The following is a 15,483-nucleotide window of genomic DNA, read 5'->3' as shown; positions in this document are numbered from 1 at the left end:
GGGATCTGTTTGGCGGCGGGTGCGGGTTGTCTGTGGCTTGTCGCGCCCACGCGGCGGAGCCGCATATCGACACAGGCCCGCGCCCCTGAGCGGCGACGAAGGCGCCTGTTCCCTTTCCAGGAACCGGCGCCTTTCGTGTCGTAGGGGCTACTCGCCTGCTATTGCCTCTGCCGCCGCCCTTCCGCATACGCGGGCCGCGCCGTGTGTCGCTATGTGCAGGGCGCCTCTTGGTGGGGACTGGGGGACGCCCATTTCTACGACGATCGTGTCCGGGCGTTCTCGCAGGATCGTGTCCAGGGCCGTTGTCATCCAGGGGTGGCGGTGTTCGTCCCGGACCACCGCGACTATGCGGCGGTCGCCGGCCGCTGACAGGGCGTTGTGGCCTGCGTCCTGGCCTGTGAAGCTCGCCGTTTCCGTGCCAGGGAGGAGGCGGGAGAGTTCTGCTGCTACTCCCCAGGGGGTTTCCTCGCCTACGGCGATGTTCGCGGCCGGGGTGAAGGCCGCCACGTACGGAGGGGCGGTCAGGGGGGCGTGGGGGGCCGTGGCTGTCAAAGTCAGGGCTCGGCGGGCTGCTATCAGGCCCACTTCTGGGCGGGGGTCGGTGTCGGTCGTTTGGGCCGTGGTTGTCCAGCGGGCCAGGGCTCGGACTCGTTCCGCCGCGTCCGCCAGGCGTTCCTCGGGCAGTTCGCCCGAGCGGACCGCTGTGATCAGGGCGTCGCGCAGGCGTCGTACCGTCTCGTCGTCCGCCAGGCCGCCGCCCACGCAGATCGCGTCGGCGCCGGCGGCGATGGCGAGGACGCTGCCGTGTTCGATGCCGTAGGTGGCGGCGATGGCCTGCATTTCCATGCCGTCGGTGACGATCAGGCCGTCGTAGCCGAGTTCGCCGCGGAGCAGGTCGGTGAGGATGGGGGCGGACAACGTTGCCGGGTGGTCCGGGTCCAGGGCCGGGACCAGGATGTGGGCGCTCATCACCGCTCGGGTGCCCGCGGCGATGGCCGCGCGGAACGGGGCGAGTTCGCGTCCCTCCAGCACCGAGGCGGCCACGTCGATGCGTGGGAGTGCGTGGTGGGAGTCGACGGCCGTGTCGCCGTGGCCCGGGAAGTGTTTCGTGCACGCCGCGACGCCCGCCGACTGGAGGCCGGTGACGTAGGCGGCGGTGTGGCGGGCGGCCAGGGCGGTGTCGGCGCCGAAGGAGCGGACGCCGATGACCGGGTTGGCGGGGTTGGAGTTCACGTCGGCCGACGGGGCCCAGTTGAGGTTCACCCCGCAGGCGGCGAGGCGGCGGCCGAGTTCGTGCGCGACCTCGCGGGTCAGGTCGATGTCGTCCACCGCGCCCAGGGCGTGGTTGCCCGGGAAGGAGGATCCGGTCCTCACCTCCAGGCGCGTCACGTCACCTCCCTCCTCGTCGATGGCGACCAGGACGTCGTCGCGTTCGGCTCGCAACTGGGCTGTCAGGGATGCCAGTTGCTCGGGGGTGGCTATGTTGCGGCCGAACAGGCCCACCGAGGCCAGGCCCTCGCCGAGGCGGCGCAGCAGCCAGTCGGGAGCGGTCGTACCCGCGAAGCCGGGCTGGAGGACGGTCAGCGCGTCGCGCGTGAGCCCGTCTTTTCCAGGGTCGGATGCGGTCGTACCGCTGGCGAATGTCGTCATCGGGTGGCGCTATCCCTTCACGGCGCCTGAGGCGAGGCCGCTGACGGCCTTGCGCTGCAGGAAGACGAAGAGGATCAGGATCGGTATGGCGAACAGCGAGGCCGCCGCCATGGTGGCGCCCCAGTCGTCGCCGAAGGTCGTGCGGAAGCTGGACAGCCACAGCGGGAGGGTCTGGGCCTCGGCCTCCTTGTTGAGGATCAGGACCAGCGGGAACTCGTTCCAGGCGGTGATGAAGCCGAAGAGTGACGTGGCCATCAGGCCGGGCGCCAGCAGCGGGAAGATCACCTTGATGAAGGCCTGGGTGCGGGTGCAACCGTCCACCATCGCCGACTCCTCCAGCTCCTTCGGCACGGCGGCGACGTAGCCGCGCAGCGTCAGGATGGTGAAGGGGAGCACCATGACCATGTAGAAGCAGGTCAGCGGGACCAGGCTGTTGAGCAGGTCGGCGTCGCGCACGAGCATGTAGATGGCGATGACCATGACCTCCCAGGGGGCCATCTGCGCGACCATGAACGTGACGATGAAGCCGCGCCGGCCCTTGAAGCGGAGGCGGGCGAGCGCGTAGGACGCGAGCAGCGCGATGACGAGCGACAGCAGTACCGAACACACGGTGACCGTCACGGAGTTGCCGACCAGCGTCCAGAAGTTGTCCGCGTCGACGACCTTCCTGAAGTGTTCCAGGGTGGCGTCGGTCGGGAAGAAGACCGGGTCCTCGGCGATGATGTCGCCGGTCGGTTTGAAGGCCGTGGCGAACATCCAGTAGACGGGGAACGCGAAGACCGCGAAGAGGACGATCGCCGTCGCGTTGGGCCACAGGCGGCTGATGAGGGATCGGTTCACAGCTCGTCCTCCTCCTGCTTGAGCACGGTGCGCAGGTAGTACGCGGTCAGGGCCAGCAGGATCAGGATGGTCAGGAACGAGATGGCCGATCCCATGCCGAAGTGCTGGTTGCCGACGCCCTCGACGAAGGCGTAGATCGGCAGGGTCTCGGTGAGCCGGTCGGGGCCGCCCGCGTTCATCGCGAAGATCTGCGCGAACGACTTGAAGACCCAGATGACTTGGAGAAACGTCGTGGCCCACAGGAACGGCCGCAGGAACGGGAAGGTCACCGAGGCGAAGGACTGCCAGGCGCCGGCGCCGTCCAGCGAGGCGGCCTCGTACAGCTCCTTGGGGATCGTGGTCGTCGCGGCGTAGAGGTTGATCGCCACGAACGGGATGGACTGCCAGACGATCAGCAGGGTGACCACGGAGAAGGTGGAGAACTGGGTGCCGAGCCAGTTGTAGTCGGCCATGGAGTGCCAACCGAGCTTGTCGAGGACCCAGTTGACGACGCCGAAGCGCTGGGCGAACAGCCACTGGTAGACGGTGGTCGCCGCGATCACGGGCATCGCCCAGGCCAGCACGAGGCCGAGCATCAGCGTCACCCGCATCCGCCTGCCGAGGCGGGCCAGGAGCAGGCCGGTGAGGGTGCCGAGCAGCATGATGAGGACGACGTTGGCGGCGGTGAAGACGACCGACCGTCCGACGACCTTCCAGAAGTCCGAACCGGTCAGGACCGCCTGGTAGTTGTCGATCCCGTTCCACTCGGTGAGGTGGAGGATCAGCTGCCGTGGGTTGAGGTTCTGGAACGACAGCATGCCGTTCTTCACCAGCGGCCAGCCGAGGAGTACGGCGGTGGCCAGCAGCGCCGGCAGCAGGAGCAGATAGGGGGCGGACGCGCCGCCCTTTCTGCTCGCCCGGGTGTCCCCGTCTCCCGGCGGGCCGGAAGGTGTTGCGTCGCTCTTGTGGACTCCGGTCGCCAAGGCCGTGTCCGCGCGTTCGGTCTGCACTGACATGCTCGCCGTCTCTCTGTGGCTGCGCCGGGGCGCCCGCTCTGGGGCGCCCCGGCGGCGGGTGGTCAGCTCGTCTGCGCGAGACGCTTGTTGATCTCGGCCTCGACCTGCTTGGCGGCGTCGGCGGGCGACTTACCGTTCAGCACCGCGGTCATGTAGGTCTTGATCGGGTTGGGGGTGTTCTCGACGGCGGCCCACTCGGGGATCAGCGGCGTGGTGCCGCCGAAGGCCGCGGCCGGGGCGGCTGCCACGGCGGCGGGGTTGGCCGTGAGGTTGGTCTGCAGCGACTCCTTGTTCGGGATGACGCCGTTCTCCTTGGCGAGGGCGCCCTCGAACTTGTCGGACAGGGCCATCTTCAGGAACTCCTGGGCGAGTTCCTGCTTCTTGCTGCCCGCGGCCACCGCGAAGTTGGAGCCGCCGAGGAAGACGCCCTCGGGCTTGTCGGCGCTCTCACCCGGGATGGTGAAGTAGCCGATGTTCTTCTCGATGTCCTTGTTGGCGGCGATCGCCGTGCCGGCCTCCCAGCCCATGCCGATGAAGGCGCCGACGTTGCCCTTGGCGAAGACCTCGGCCTGCTGCGGGGTCGCCTCGTCCTTGTCCTTGGGGGCCTCGGAGAAGGACTGGTACTTCTTGTAGATCTCCATGGCCGCGGCGACCTTGGGGTCGGCGAGGTTGGAGACGTACTTGTCGCCGTCCTTCTTCACCAGGTCGGCGCCCTGGCCGATGGTCAGGCCGTCGAAGAAGTACCAGTTCTGGCCGGGCAGGTAGATCGGCTCGGCCTTGGTCTTCTCGCCGATGGTCTCCAGGTCCTTGTAGAACTCGTCCCGGGTCTTGGGGGTCTCGGTGATGCCGGCGTCGGCCCAGACCTTCTTGTTGTAGATGACGACGCGGTTGGCGAAGTACCAGGGGGCCGCGTACTGCTTGCCCTCGTAGACGGAGGACGCGTTGAGGGCCTCGGTCCAGTCGGCGCCGATCTCCGACTTGAGGTCGGTCAGGTCGGCGAGACCGCCGGTGGCCGCGTAGGCGGGGGTCTGGGTGTTGCCGACCTCGATGACGTCCGGCGGGTTCTCCTCGGAGAGCGCGGTCGTGATCTTCTGCTGGATGCCGTTCCACTGCTGCGTCTCGAACTTCAGCGTGGCGCCGGTCTTCTTCTCGAAGGCCGCGGTCAGGTCCTTGGTCCAGCCGGGAGGCGTCGAGCCGTCCATCGCCCACACGGTCAGGGTCTCGCCCTTGAAACCGTCGGCCCCCGCCTTGCCTTCGCTGTCACTGTCGTCGCCACCGCACGCCGCGACCGAGAAGATCATGCCCGCGATACCGATCGCGGCTATCAGCTTTCGCTTCACGCCATCCTCCTCAGGGATGCCACATACCCCCCTGCCTCCCCGCGCGAGCGATGGGCCGGGACCTGGACCAATGGTGTAGACCAGTAGGGGGAGCTTGGCCCAGACCATGAAGCGTGTCAAGGGTGGCCGAAAAGGCTCCGACCAGCCGTTATGGGACCTACATATGCAGGAACCTTTAAGTAAGAAGCCCTCGAAAACATGAGGCCCGGACCGCTCGATTCCGGTAGACCATTTAAAGTGGTGGACTAGACCAAAAGAGGTGACCGACGGTATACAGAGGGGATCACGGAGCGTGCGGGGAACATCCCGGTACGCTGCCGTGCCACGATGTGAGCCGCATCCGGAGCCGGGAAGGCAGAGCATGAGCACCGACGTCAGCAGTGCGGAGAACGAGGGTGGGGCGACCGTCCGTACCGCGCGTGTGCCCAAGTACTACCGCCTGAAGAAACACCTCCTCGACATGACGGAGACACAGTCGCCCGGCACCCCGGTGCCGCCCGAGCGCACTCTCGCCGCCGAGTTCGACACCTCCCGCACGACCGTGCGCCAGGCCCTCCAGGAACTGGTCGTCGAGGGCCGCCTGGAGCGCATCCAGGGCAAGGGCACCTTCGTCGCCAAGCCGAAGGTCTCGCAGGCCCTCCAACTCACCTCGTACACCGAGGACATGCGCGCCCAGGGCCTCGAACCCACCTCGCAGCTCTTGGACATCGGCTACATCACCGCCGACGACCGCCTCGCCGAGCTCCTCGACATCACCGCCGGCGGCCGCGTCCTGCGCATCGAGCGCCTGCGCATGGCCAACGGCGAGCCCATGGCCATCGAGACGACGCACCTGAGCGCCAAGCGCTTCCCGGCCCTGCGCAGGTCACTCGTCAAGTACACGTCCCTCTACACCGCGTTGGCCGAGGTCTACGACGTCCACCTCGCCGAGGCCGAGGAGACCATCGAGACCTCCCTGGCCACCCCGCGCGAGGCCGGCCTCCTCGGCACCGACGTGGGCCTGCCGATGCTGATGCTGTCCCGCCACTCCCTGGACAAGGAGGGCCAGCCGGTGGAGTGGGTGCGGTCGGTGTACCGGGGCGACCGCTACAAGTTCGTGGCGAGGCTCAAGCGCCCTCAGGACTAGGGGCGTTGGGCAACACGGCCTTTGGGCAGTAATGCACGCGGTGTAGCGCAACCGTCAATCCTGCTCTACGTTCCTCCCGTCGCCGCATCAACGGGAGGACGACCCGTGCGCACTGCGAATGCCCGAACCATCGTCATCTGGACCCTCGTCGCGCTGATCGGAGCCGCGGGCTGGACCGTGCTCGCGCTCTCGCGCGGTGAGAACGTCTCGGCCGCCTGGATGGTCGCGGCGGCCCTCGGCTCGTACGCGATCGGCTACCGCTTCTACTCGAAGTTCATCGCGTACAAGGTGCTCAAGGTCGACAAGACCCGGGCCACTCCCGCGGAGCGGCTGAACAACGGCATCGACTTCCATCCGACCGACCGGCGCGTCCTGCTCGGCCACCACTTCGCCGCGATCGCCGGCGCCGGACCGCTCGTCGGCCCCGTGCTCGCCGCGCAGATGGGCTATCTGCCCGGCACGATCTGGATCGTCGTCGGCGTCATCTTCGCGGGCGCGGTCCAGGACATGGTGGTGCTGTTCTTCTCCACCCGCCGGGACGGCAGGTCGCTCGGGCAGATGGCACGGGAGGAGATCGGCCCGTTCGGCGGGGCGGCCGCGCTGATCGCCGCCTTCGCCATCATGATCATCCTGCTCGGGGTGCTGGCGCTGGTCATCGTCAACGCCCTCGCGCAGTCCCCCTGGGGCACCTTCTCCATCGCCATGACGATCCCGATCGCCTTGCTGATGGGCTTCTATCTACGGGTGCTGCGGCCGGGCCGGGTCACCGAGGTCTCGCTGATCGGGGTGGCGCTGCTGCTGCTCGCCCTGGTCGCGGGCAAGTGGGTCGCCGACTCGTCCTGGGCCGACACCTTCACCCTCGCCCCCTCCACCCTGGTCATCTGGCTGGTGGCGTACGGCTTCATCGCGTCGATCCTGCCCGTGTGGACGCTGCTCGCCCCGCGCGACTACCTCTCCACGTTCATGAAGATCGGCACGATCTTCCTGCTCGCCCTCGGTGTCGTCATCGCGCTGCCGACGCTGAAGATGGACGCGGTCACCGACTTCGCCTCACACGGCAACGGGCCGGTCTTCGCGGGCTCCCTCTTCCCGTTCGTCTTCATCACGATCGCCTGCGGGGCCCTTTCCGGCTTCCACTCGCTCATCTCCAGCGGTACGACGCCGAAGATGATCCAGAAGGAGACGCAGGTCCGGATGATCGGCTACGGCTCCATGCTGATGGAGTCGGCGGTCGCGATCATGGCGCTGCTCGCGGCCAGCATCATCGACCCGGGCCTGTACTTCGCGATGAACGCGCCGGCCGGTGTCATCGGCACCACGGTCGACAACGCCTCGCAGGTGGTGGGCAGTTGGGGCTACCAGATCTCCCCCGCAGAACTCGCCCAGGCGGCGAAGAACGTCGAGGAGACGAGCCTGCTGTCCCGCACCGGCGGTGCGCCCACCCTCGCCGTCGGCGTCTCGGAGATCTTCTCCAAGGTCACGGGCGGGAGCCTGCGGGCATTCTGGTATCACTTCGCGATCATGTTCGAGGCACTGTTCATCCTGACCGCGCTGGACGCCGGCACGCGCGTGGGCCGCTTCATGCTCCAGGACACCCTCGGCAACCTCTACCGGCCGTTCAAGAACGTCAGTTGGAAGCCGGGGCTCGTCATCACCAGCGCCATCGTGTGCGCGCTGTGGGGCTACTTCCTGTGGGTCGGCGTCCACGAGCCCCTCGGCGGCATCAACCAGCTCTTCCCGATCTTCGGCATCTCCAACCAGCTGCTCGCCGCGGTGGCGCTGGCCGTCTGCACGACACTCCTGGTGAAGTCGGGACGCCTCAAGTGGGCCTGGATCACCGGGGTTCCGCTCGTCTGGGACGCCACGGTGACCCTGACGGCCAGCTTCCAGAAGGTGTTCTCCAGCGACCCGCGCGTGGGCTTCTTCGAGCAACGCAGCGTCTACCAGGCCGGCATCGACCGGGGCGAGGTCCTGCCCCCGGCCAAGAGCATGGACGACATGCACACCGTCGTCACCAACTCCACGGTGGACGGCATCCTTTCGGCGGTCCTCGCGATCCTGATCATCATCGTGATCGCCGACGCGGCCCGCGTCTGCGTCCGCCATGTCCGCCGCCCGGCCATGTCCACGCTGAGCGAGACCCCGTACGTCGAGTCGAAGATCATCGCCCCGGCCGGGCTGATCCCGACCAAGGAGGAGAAGGAGGAGGCACGGGATGCGGTCTCCACTCCGGCGGGCACTTGAGGGTGTGCGCTGGTACGTACGGGAGTTGACCGACGAGTCGGCGTACGACCGCTATGTCGCGCATGTGCGTACGGGTCACCCGGAGGCGTGCGTGCCGTCCCGCCGGGAGTTCGAGCGGATGCGCACGGACCGTCAGGAGGCGGATCCACGGCAGGGCTTCCGCTGCTGTTGACACCGATGTCTGGCCTTCACGGAATCGACATACCGATATGCGGACGAGGTCTTCCGCTTGCGTGACACCGTGACCTAGATTGCCTGCGCGTTACACAGGTGATCAGTGAGGGAGCGGAGCCGCCAGATGTCAGATGCGCCTGAAGTGAGACCACCGGTGGTGACCCCGGTCCGTGTGGTCATAGCCCTGTGCCTCTTCGCCCCGTTCGTGGCGATGTTGTGGGTCGGCTCGTTCGCGAAAGTGGACCCGACGTTCATCGGCATCCCGTTCTTCTACTGGTACCAGATGCTGTGGGTGCTCATCTCCACGGCGCTGACGATGACCGCGTACCAGCTGTGGCAGCGTGACCAGCGCGCCCGCTCGGCCACGAAGGGTGGTGCCGGCGCGTGAACGACGGCGTGAACGGCGTGGCACTCGCCGTCTTCATCTTCTTCTTCCTGGCCGTCACGGTCATGGGCTTCCTGGCCGCGCGCTGGCGCAAGGCCGACAACGAGCACAGCCTCGACGAATGGGGCCTGGGCGGCCGGTCGTTCGGCACCTGGGTGACCTGGTTCCTGCTCGGCGGCGACCTGTACACCGCGTACACCTTCGTGGCCGTACCGGCGGCGATCTACGCGGCGGGCGCGGCCGGCTTCTTCGCGGTGCCGTACACGATCCTCATCTACCCGCTGATCTTCACGTTCCTGCCGCGCCTCTGGTCGGTGTCGCACAAGCACGGCTATGTGACGACGTCGGACTTCGTGCGTGGCCGGTTCGGCTCGAAGAGCCTGTCGCTGGCGGTGGCCGTGACCGGCATCCTGGCGACGATGCCGTACATCGCGCTCCAACTGGTCGGCATCCAGGCCGTCCTGGACGTGATGGGCGTCGGCGGCGGCGAGGACACCAACTGGTTCGTCAAGGACCTGCCGCTGCTGATCGCGTTCGGCGTGCTGGCGGCGTACACGTACTCGTCGGGTCTGCGGGCCCCCGCGCTGATCGCGTTCGTCAAGGACACGCTGATCTACATCGTCATCGCCGTCGCGATCATCTACATCCCGATCAAGCTGGGCGGGTTCGACGAGATCTTCAAGGCGGCGAACGAAAAGTACACGGCGGCCGGCGTCGGCGGCCTCGTCCCGGCCGAGGCGGGCCAATGGACGTACGCCACGCTGGCGTTGGGCTCCGCGCTCGCGCTCTTCATGTACCCGCACTCGATCACGGCGACGCTCTCCTCGCGCAGCCGTGAGGTGATCCGCCGCAACACCACGATCCTCCCCCTGTACTCGCTGATGCTGGGCCTGCTCGCCCTGCTCGGGTTCATGGCGATCGCGGCCGGAGTGAAGGTCACCAACGGGCAGTTGGCGATCCCGCAGCTCTTCGAGACGATGTTCCCGGCCTGGTTCGCGGGCGTGGCCTTCGCGGCGATCGGCATCGGCGCGCTCGTCCCGGCGGCCATCATGTCCATCGCGGCCGCCAACCTCTTCACCCGCAACATCTACAAGGACTTCATCCGCCCGGACGCGACCCCGGCCCAGGAGACGAAGGTCTCCAAGCTGGTCTCGCTGCTGGTGAAGGTCGGCGCGCTGGTCTTCGTCCTGACGATGGACAAGACGGTAGCCATCAACTTCCAGCTCCTGGGCGGCATCTGGATCCTCCAGACCTTCCCGGCCCTGGTCGGCGGCCTCTTCACCCGCTGGTTCCACCGCTGGGCCCTCCTCGCGGGCTGGGCGGTCGGCATGCTCTACGGCACCTTCGCCGCATGGGGCGTGGCCTCCCCGACCCAGAAGCACTTCGGCGGCTCGGCGAAGGAGATCCCGGGCATCGGCGAGATCGGCTACATCGGCCTCACGGCCTTCGTCCTGAACGTGGTGGTCACGGTGATCCTGACCTTCATCCTGAAGGCGACCAACGCCCCCGAGGGCGAGGACGAGACCAGCCCGCAGGACTACACGGCGGACGCGGGCGACAAGGGCGTAGAGACGGAACTGGTAGGCGCCGCTCACTGACCCCACCTAAGGGGCGCGGGGAACTGCGCGACCAGCCACACACAACCCGCAACGGGCCACCGAGAGCAAGAAACTCGGCGGCCCGTTGTCGTACCCATCCGGCACACTCGCCAACATGGACATCGCGATCAGGCAGGCGACCCCCGACGAGTACACAGCCCTAGGCGAAATCACCGCCCAGGCCTACCTCCAGGACGGCCTCCTGGACTTCGGCGAGAGCGACGAATACCTGGGCGAACTCAGAGACGTAGCCAAACGAGCCGCCGCCGCAGACGTCCTCGTCGCCACAGCACAGGGCCACCTACTCGGCGGAGTGACTTTCGTCCCGGCCGGCGGCCCCATGGCCGACATCGCAAAGCCCGGCGAGGCAGAAATACGCATGCTGGCGATCGCTCACGGGGCCCGAGGCCAAGGCGCCGGCGAGGCCCTCGTACGCGCCTGCATCGACCGCGCGAGGGCCACCCCCGGCTGCACAGCCATCGTCCTGTCGACCCAGCGCACGATGCACTCAGCCCACCGCATCTACGAACGCCTGGGCTTCACCCGCACACCCGCTCGCGACTGGAATCCCATCCCGGAGCTCGACGACATCACTCTCCTCACCTACGAGTTGACGCTGAGTTGACGCCCTGACACGCGACACGACACAACATCTGGTGGTGCCATGACGGCCCGGCACAAGATGTATGCTCATGCTCGCTGTCGCCGCAGGGGAATCCGGTGCGAATCCGGAACTGTCCCGCAACGGTGTACTTGTGCATGTTTTGTGCACATGGTCAGTCCGAGGACCTGCCGACAGCGCGCCCGGCCGTCCGGCCCGGGTGCATTGACGTCCGGGCCTCGCGGAGTGGGCCGGTGGACGCGACGCCGCGCGCGCTCGTGAACTGCCATGCCCTCCCCAAGGCCCCGTGCCGAGCGAGGGAGAGCCCCACGTGACCATCGCGCCAGCCGAACCGGCTTCAGCGACCGCGACCACGGCCGAGACCGAGACCGACGGTCCCGGAACCGCGCTGCTGCGGACCCTGACCGAGCTGACCGCCGACCTCCCCGACGCCGACCCCGGCCGGGTCGCCGCCGCCGCGTTGCGCGGCCGGTCCGCCCGGGCCGACGAGTCGGAGTTGCGCGAGCTGGCCACGGAGGCGGCCGCCGGCCTCATCTCCGAGGACCCCGCGTACTCGCGGCTGGCCGCGCGGCTGCTGACGATCAGCATCGCCGCCGAGGCCGCCTCGCAGGGTGTCACGTCGTTCACGGAATCCGTCGCCGTCGGCCACCGCGAGGGCCTCATCGCCGACCGCACCGCCGAGTTCGCGCGCATCCACGCGGCCCGCCTCGACGCGCTCGTCGACCGCGAAGCCGACGACCGCTTCGGCTACTTCGGCCTGCGCACCCTCCACAGCCGCTACCTGCTCCGGCACCCGATCACCCGCAAGGTGATCGAGACGCCCCAGCACTTCATGCTGCGCGTGGCCGCCGGCCTGGCGGAGGACGACACGACCCGAGCTCTCGACGAAGTAGCCGCGCTCTACAGGCTCATGAGCCGCCTCGACTACCTCCCCTCCTCCCCCACGCTCTTCAACTCCGGCACCCGGCACCCCCAGATGTCGTCCTGCTACCTCCTCGACTCCCCGCTGGACGAGCTGGACTCCATCTACGACCGCTACCACCAGGTGGCCCGCCTCTCGAAGCACGCCGGCGGCATCGGCCTGTCGTACAGCCGGATCCGTTCCCGCGGCTCCCTGATCCGCGGCACGAACGGGCACTCCAACGGCATCGTCCCGTTCCTGAAGACCCTCGACGCGTCCGTCGCCGCCGTGAACCAGGGCGGCCGGCGCAAGGGTGCCGCCGCGGTGTACCTGGAGACCTGGCACTCCGACATCGAGGAGTTCCTTGAGCTGCGCGACAACACCGGTGAGGACGCCCGCCGTACGCACAATCTGAACCTCGCGCACTGGATCCCGGACGAGTTCATGCGCCGGGTCAACGCGGACGCGGTCTGGTCGCTGTTCTCCCCCGCCGACGTGCCCGAGCTGGTCGACCTGTGGGGCGAGGAGTTCGACGCGGCGTACCGCAAGGCCGAGGCGGATGGCCTCGCCCGCAAGACCATCCCGGCCCGTGACCTCTACGGCCGCATGATGCGCACCCTCGCGCAGACCGGCAACGGCTGGATGACCTTCAAGGACGCGGCCAACCGCACCGCCAACCAGACCGCCGAGCCGGGCCACGTGGTCCACTCCTCGAACCTGTGCACCGAGATCCTGGAGGTCACGGACGACGGGGAGACGGCGGTCTGCAACCTGGGTTCGGTGAACCTCGGCGCGTTCGTGGTCGACGGGGACATCGACTGGGACCGTCTGGACGAGACGGTCCGTACGGCCGTCACCTTCCTCGACCGTGTCGTCGACATCAACTTCTACCCGACCGAGCAGGCGGGCCGCTCCAACTCCCTGTGGCGTCCGGTCGGCCTCGGCGCGATGGGCCTCCAGGACGTCTTCTTCAAGCTGCGCGTGCCCTTCGACTCGCCGCAGGCCAAGGCCCTGTCCACCCGTATCGCGGAGCGCGTCATGCTCGCCGCGTACGAGGCCTCCGCCGACCTCGCCGAGCGCAACGGCCCGCTGCCGGCCTGGGAGAAGACCCGTACGGCGAAGGGTGTCCTCCACCCCGACCACTACGACGTGGAACTGACCTGGCCGGAGCGCTGGGCGACCCTGCGCGAGCGCATCGCGACCACGGGCATGCGCAACTCGCTCCTCCTCGCCATCGCGCCCACCGCCACCATCGCGTCGATCGCCGGCGTGTACGAGTGCATCGAGCCGCAGGTGTCCAACCTGTTCAAGCGGGAGACGCTGTCGGGCGAGTTCCTCCAGGTCAACTCATACCTGGTTGACGAGTTGAAGAAGCTCGGCGTGTGGGACGCGCAGACCCGGGAGGCGCTGCGCGATTCCAACGGCTCGGTGCAGGGCTTCACTTGGGTCCCGCAGGACGTCCGCGATCTGTACCGCACGGCGTGGGAGATCCCGCAGCGCGGCCTCATCGACATGGCGGCGGCGCGGACCCCCTTCCTCGACCAGGCCCAGTCCCTGAACCTGTTCCTGGAGACGCCGACCATCGGCAAGCTCTCCTCGATGTACTCGTACGCCTGGAAGCAGGGCCTGAAGACGACGTACTACCTGCGCTCCCGCCCGGCGACCCGCATCGCCCGCGCGGCCCAGGCGCAAGCCCCCATCCCCGTACAGCAGCCGGCGGACGAAGACGCCGTCGCCTGCTCCCTGGAAAACCCCGAGTCCTGCGAGGCGTGCCAGTAAATGAGCTCCACCAACTCCGAGAAGAACCTGCTCGACCCGGGATTCGAACTCACCCTCCGCCCCATGCGCTACCCCGACTTCTACGAGCGCTACCGGGACGCCATCAAGAACACCTGGACCGTCGAGGAGGTCGACCTCCACTCGGACGTCGCCGACCTGGCGAAGCTGTCCGAGGGCGAGCAGCACATGATCGGCCGGCTGGTCGCGTTCTTCGCGACGGGCGACTCGATCGTGGCGAACAACCTCGTGCTGACCCTCTACAAGCACATCAACTCCCCGGAGGCGCGCCTGTACTTGTCGCGCCAGCTCTTCGAGGAGGCAGTCCACGTCCAGTTCTATCTGACCCTCCTGGACACCTACCTCCCCGACCCGGAGGACAGGACGGCCGCCTTCGCGGCGGTGGAGAACATCCCCTCCATCCGCGAGAAGGCGGAGTTCTGCTTCAAGTGGATGGACTCGGTCGAGAAGCTGGACCGCCTGGAGACGAAGGCCGACCGCCGCCGCTTCCTCCTCAACCTCATCTGCTTCGCCGCGTGCATCGAGGGCCTCTTCTTCTACGGTGCTTTCGCGTACGTCTACTGGTTCCGCAGCCGGGGTCTCCTGCACGGCCTGGCCACCGGCACCAATTGGGTGTTCCGCGACGAGACCATGCACATGTCCTTCGCCTTCGAGGTCGTCGACACCGTCCGCAAGGAGGAGCCGGAGCTCTTCGACGACCAGCTCAAGGAGCAGGTGACCGACATGCTGCGCGAAGCCGTCGAGGCCGAGCTGCAGTTCGGGCGCGACCTGTGCGGCGAAGGCCTGCCGGGCATGAACACCGAGTCGATGCGCCAGTACCTGGAGTGCGTCGCCGACCAGCGCCTCACGCGCCTCGGCTTCGCTCCGGTGTACGGCTCTGAGAACCCCTTCTCCTTCATGGAGCTCCAGGGCGTCCAGGAGCTGACGAACTTCTTCGAGCGCCGCCCGTCGGCGTACCAGGTCGCGGTCGAGGGCACAGTCGACCTCGACGAGGACTTCTGACCGCACCGCGTCACAGTGGACAGGGCCCCGGCCGTTCCGAACGGCCGGGGCCCTGTCATGTACCCGTATGGATCCTGATCCGGTGTCGGTACGTCCAAGCGGCAAGGAGGCCTTCCATGGACCGAACGACCCACCGCCGCACCGTCGCCCTCGCGGCACTGGCGCTTCTCCTCGCGGGCTGCGGCGCGGAGAACGACAGCGGCGCGGGAGGCAGCGGCACCGTGTCGCCGTCCCCCACGGCGTCGTCCCCCACGACAACTCCCTCTGACTCCGCCTCTCCCACTGCGAGCGACGAGGGCTGTGAACCGGCGCCGACGGAGCTCTCCGCCGCCGACTCCGGGCACACGTACTGCCTGGCGACCGGGGGTGTGTTGCGTATCAGTCTGGACGGCACGACCGCCCGGCCCTGGAAGGCGGTCGCCGTCGACGGCTCCGCCCTGGAGGCCACCAACAGCGGCATCGTCCTCCCGCCGGGCGACGCCTCGTCCGCCTTCGAGGCGGTCTCGGCCGGGACGGCTGAACTGACGTCGTCCCGCCCGCTGTGCGCCATCGCGACCAAGCCGGGCCAGGTGTCGTGCAAGGGGATTCAGGAGTGGGCGGTCACCGTAGTGGTGTCGAACCGCTGACGTCGGTCCGAGGGTTCCAGGTGCGGACGGGGCGCTGGGCCTCCCTGATCTGACGGTCGATGCGACGCTCGTGCACGAGACCGACCAGCGAGGGGAGGGCCACGGCGGCGAAGACGAAGAGAAGGGCGATGACGGCGATGAGGTTGTCCGTGGCTGTATTCATGACATGAGTCTCGCGCCGAT

At 67.9% G+C, this 15,483-nt stretch carries 14 protein-coding genes and 1 riboswitch; of the genes, 9 read left to right on the top strand and 5 right to left on the bottom strand.

Translation table 11 applies throughout. The features are described from left to right. Positions 1-147: 147 nt before the first annotated feature. The 4 genes from AC5DRG_RS35325 to AC5DRG_RS35310 all read right to left on the bottom strand — a co-directional run bounded on the left by AC5DRG_RS35325 (position 148) and on the right by AC5DRG_RS35310 (position 4,825). Positions 148-1,650 carry a glycoside hydrolase family 3 protein gene (locus AC5DRG_RS35325; RefSeq protein ID WP_491803652.1) on the bottom strand — a complete coding sequence of 501 codons (1,503 nt, stop codon included), beginning with the start codon at positions 1,648-1,650 and terminating at the stop codon, positions 148-150. 9 nt (positions 1,651-1,659) lie between these two features. Beyond that, the gene (locus AC5DRG_RS35320) at positions 1,660-2,490 is read right to left on the bottom strand and encodes a carbohydrate ABC transporter permease (protein ID WP_491803650.1); all 831 of its coding nucleotides are present in this window, start codon (positions 2,488-2,490) and stop codon (positions 1,660-1,662) included. Next, positions 2,487-3,485 (bottom strand): carbohydrate ABC transporter permease, encoded by a 999-nt coding sequence (locus tag AC5DRG_RS35315; RefSeq protein WP_491803649.1) that lies wholly within the window; start codon positions 3,483-3,485, stop codon positions 2,487-2,489. The genes AC5DRG_RS35320 and AC5DRG_RS35315 overlap by 4 nt, the downstream gene beginning before the upstream one ends. Before the next feature lie 62 nt (positions 3,486-3,547). Next, on the bottom strand, positions 3,548-4,825 hold the full coding sequence (locus AC5DRG_RS35310) for an extracellular solute-binding protein (RefSeq protein ID WP_491803648.1): 1,278 nt from the start codon (positions 4,823-4,825) through the stop codon (positions 3,548-3,550). A gap of 361 nt (positions 4,826-5,186) precedes the next feature. On the opposite strand from AC5DRG_RS35310, the gene AC5DRG_RS35305 reads away from it, so the two are divergent. The 9 genes from AC5DRG_RS35305 (at position 5,187) to AC5DRG_RS35265 (ending at position 15,300) form a co-directional block, all read left to right on the top strand. After that, the gene (locus AC5DRG_RS35305) at positions 5,187-5,951 is read left to right on the top strand and encodes a GntR family transcriptional regulator (RefSeq protein WP_491803647.1); all 765 of its coding nucleotides are present in this window, start codon (positions 5,187-5,189) and stop codon (positions 5,949-5,951) included. Between the two features lie 105 nt (positions 5,952-6,056). Beyond that, positions 6,057-8,195: a carbon starvation CstA family protein gene (locus AC5DRG_RS35300; RefSeq protein ID WP_491803646.1), complete on the top strand. Its 2,139-nt coding sequence runs from the start codon at positions 6,057-6,059 to the stop codon at positions 8,193-8,195. Further along, positions 8,167-8,367, top strand: a complete 201-nt coding sequence (locus tag AC5DRG_RS35295; protein ID WP_491803644.1) for a CstA-like transporter-associated (seleno)protein — start codon at positions 8,167-8,169, stop codon at positions 8,365-8,367. The genes AC5DRG_RS35300 and AC5DRG_RS35295 overlap by 29 nt, the downstream gene beginning before the upstream one ends. Before the next feature lie 126 nt (positions 8,368-8,493). Then, a complete protein-coding gene (locus tag AC5DRG_RS35290) occupies positions 8,494-8,757 on the top strand; it encodes a DUF3311 domain-containing protein (RefSeq protein WP_491803642.1) in 264 nt (87 codons plus the stop codon). Further along, entirely contained in the window at positions 8,754-10,352 is a 1,599-nt protein-coding gene (gene mctP, locus AC5DRG_RS35285; RefSeq protein WP_491803641.1) for a monocarboxylate uptake permease MctP, read from the top strand. Before AC5DRG_RS35290 ends, mctP begins: the two co-directional genes overlap by 4 nt. A gap of 115 nt (positions 10,353-10,467) precedes the next feature. Beyond that, on the top strand, positions 10,468-10,977 hold the full coding sequence (locus tag AC5DRG_RS35280) for a GNAT family N-acetyltransferase (RefSeq protein ID WP_491803640.1): 510 nt from the start codon (positions 10,468-10,470) through the stop codon (positions 10,975-10,977). A 26-nt stretch (positions 10,978-11,003) separates the two neighbouring features. Continuing rightward, positions 11,004-11,163: riboswitch (cobalamin riboswitch) on the top strand. A gap of 121 nt (positions 11,164-11,284) precedes the next feature. Beyond that, positions 11,285-13,654 (top strand): ribonucleoside-diphosphate reductase subunit alpha, encoded by a 2,370-nt coding sequence (locus AC5DRG_RS35275; RefSeq protein ID WP_491803639.1) that lies wholly within the window; start codon positions 11,285-11,287, stop codon positions 13,652-13,654. Next, on the top strand, positions 13,655-14,674 hold the full coding sequence (locus AC5DRG_RS35270; RefSeq protein WP_491803638.1) for a ribonucleotide-diphosphate reductase subunit beta: 1,020 nt from the start codon (positions 13,655-13,657) through the stop codon (positions 14,672-14,674). 116 nt (positions 14,675-14,790) lie between these two features. Next, the gene (locus tag AC5DRG_RS35265; protein ID WP_491803636.1) at positions 14,791-15,300 is read left to right on the top strand and encodes a hypothetical protein; all 510 of its coding nucleotides are present in this window, start codon (positions 14,791-14,793) and stop codon (positions 15,298-15,300) included. Here the strand turns inward: AC5DRG_RS35265 and AC5DRG_RS35260 are convergent. Continuing rightward, a complete protein-coding gene (locus AC5DRG_RS35260; RefSeq protein ID WP_491803635.1) occupies positions 15,275-15,463 on the bottom strand; it encodes a hypothetical protein in 189 nt (62 codons plus the stop codon). The genes AC5DRG_RS35265 and AC5DRG_RS35260 overlap by 26 nt on opposite strands. Positions 15,464-15,483 lie beyond the last annotated feature (20 nt).

Source organism: Streptomyces sp. JLBG701, assembly GCF_058544905.1.
Note: the sequence above shows the minus strand (reverse complement) of the source record. Positions and strands in the feature narration are given on the sequence as shown.

What these genes read in the sequence shown, in the direction of transcription:
- AC5DRG_RS35325 (WP_491803652.1), bottom strand. Translation starts at nt 1,650, where the DNA reads ATGACGACATTCGCCAGCGGTACGACCGCATCCGACCCTGGAAAAGAC.
- AC5DRG_RS35315 (WP_491803649.1), bottom strand. Translation starts at nt 3,485, where the DNA reads ATGTCAGTGCAGACCGAACGCGCGGACACGGCCTTGGCGACCGGAGTC.
- AC5DRG_RS35305 (WP_491803647.1), top strand. Translation starts at nt 5,187, where the DNA reads ATGAGCACCGACGTCAGCAGTGCGGAGAACGAGGGTGGGGCGACCGTC.
- AC5DRG_RS35295 (WP_491803644.1), top strand. Translation starts at nt 8,167, where the DNA reads ATGCGGTCTCCACTCCGGCGGGCACTTGAGGGTGTGCGCTGGTACGTA.
- AC5DRG_RS35290 (WP_491803642.1), top strand. Translation starts at nt 8,494, where the DNA reads ATGTCAGATGCGCCTGAAGTGAGACCACCGGTGGTGACCCCGGTCCGT.
- AC5DRG_RS35280 (WP_491803640.1), top strand. Translation starts at nt 10,468, where the DNA reads ATGGACATCGCGATCAGGCAGGCGACCCCCGACGAGTACACAGCCCTA.
- AC5DRG_RS35270 (WP_491803638.1), top strand. Translation starts at nt 13,655, where the DNA reads ATGAGCTCCACCAACTCCGAGAAGAACCTGCTCGACCCGGGATTCGAA.
- AC5DRG_RS35265 (WP_491803636.1), top strand. Translation starts at nt 14,791, where the DNA reads ATGGACCGAACGACCCACCGCCGCACCGTCGCCCTCGCGGCACTGGCG.
- AC5DRG_RS35260 (WP_491803635.1), bottom strand. Translation starts at nt 15,463, where the DNA reads ATGAATACAGCCACGGACAACCTCATCGCCGTCATCGCCCTTCTCTTC.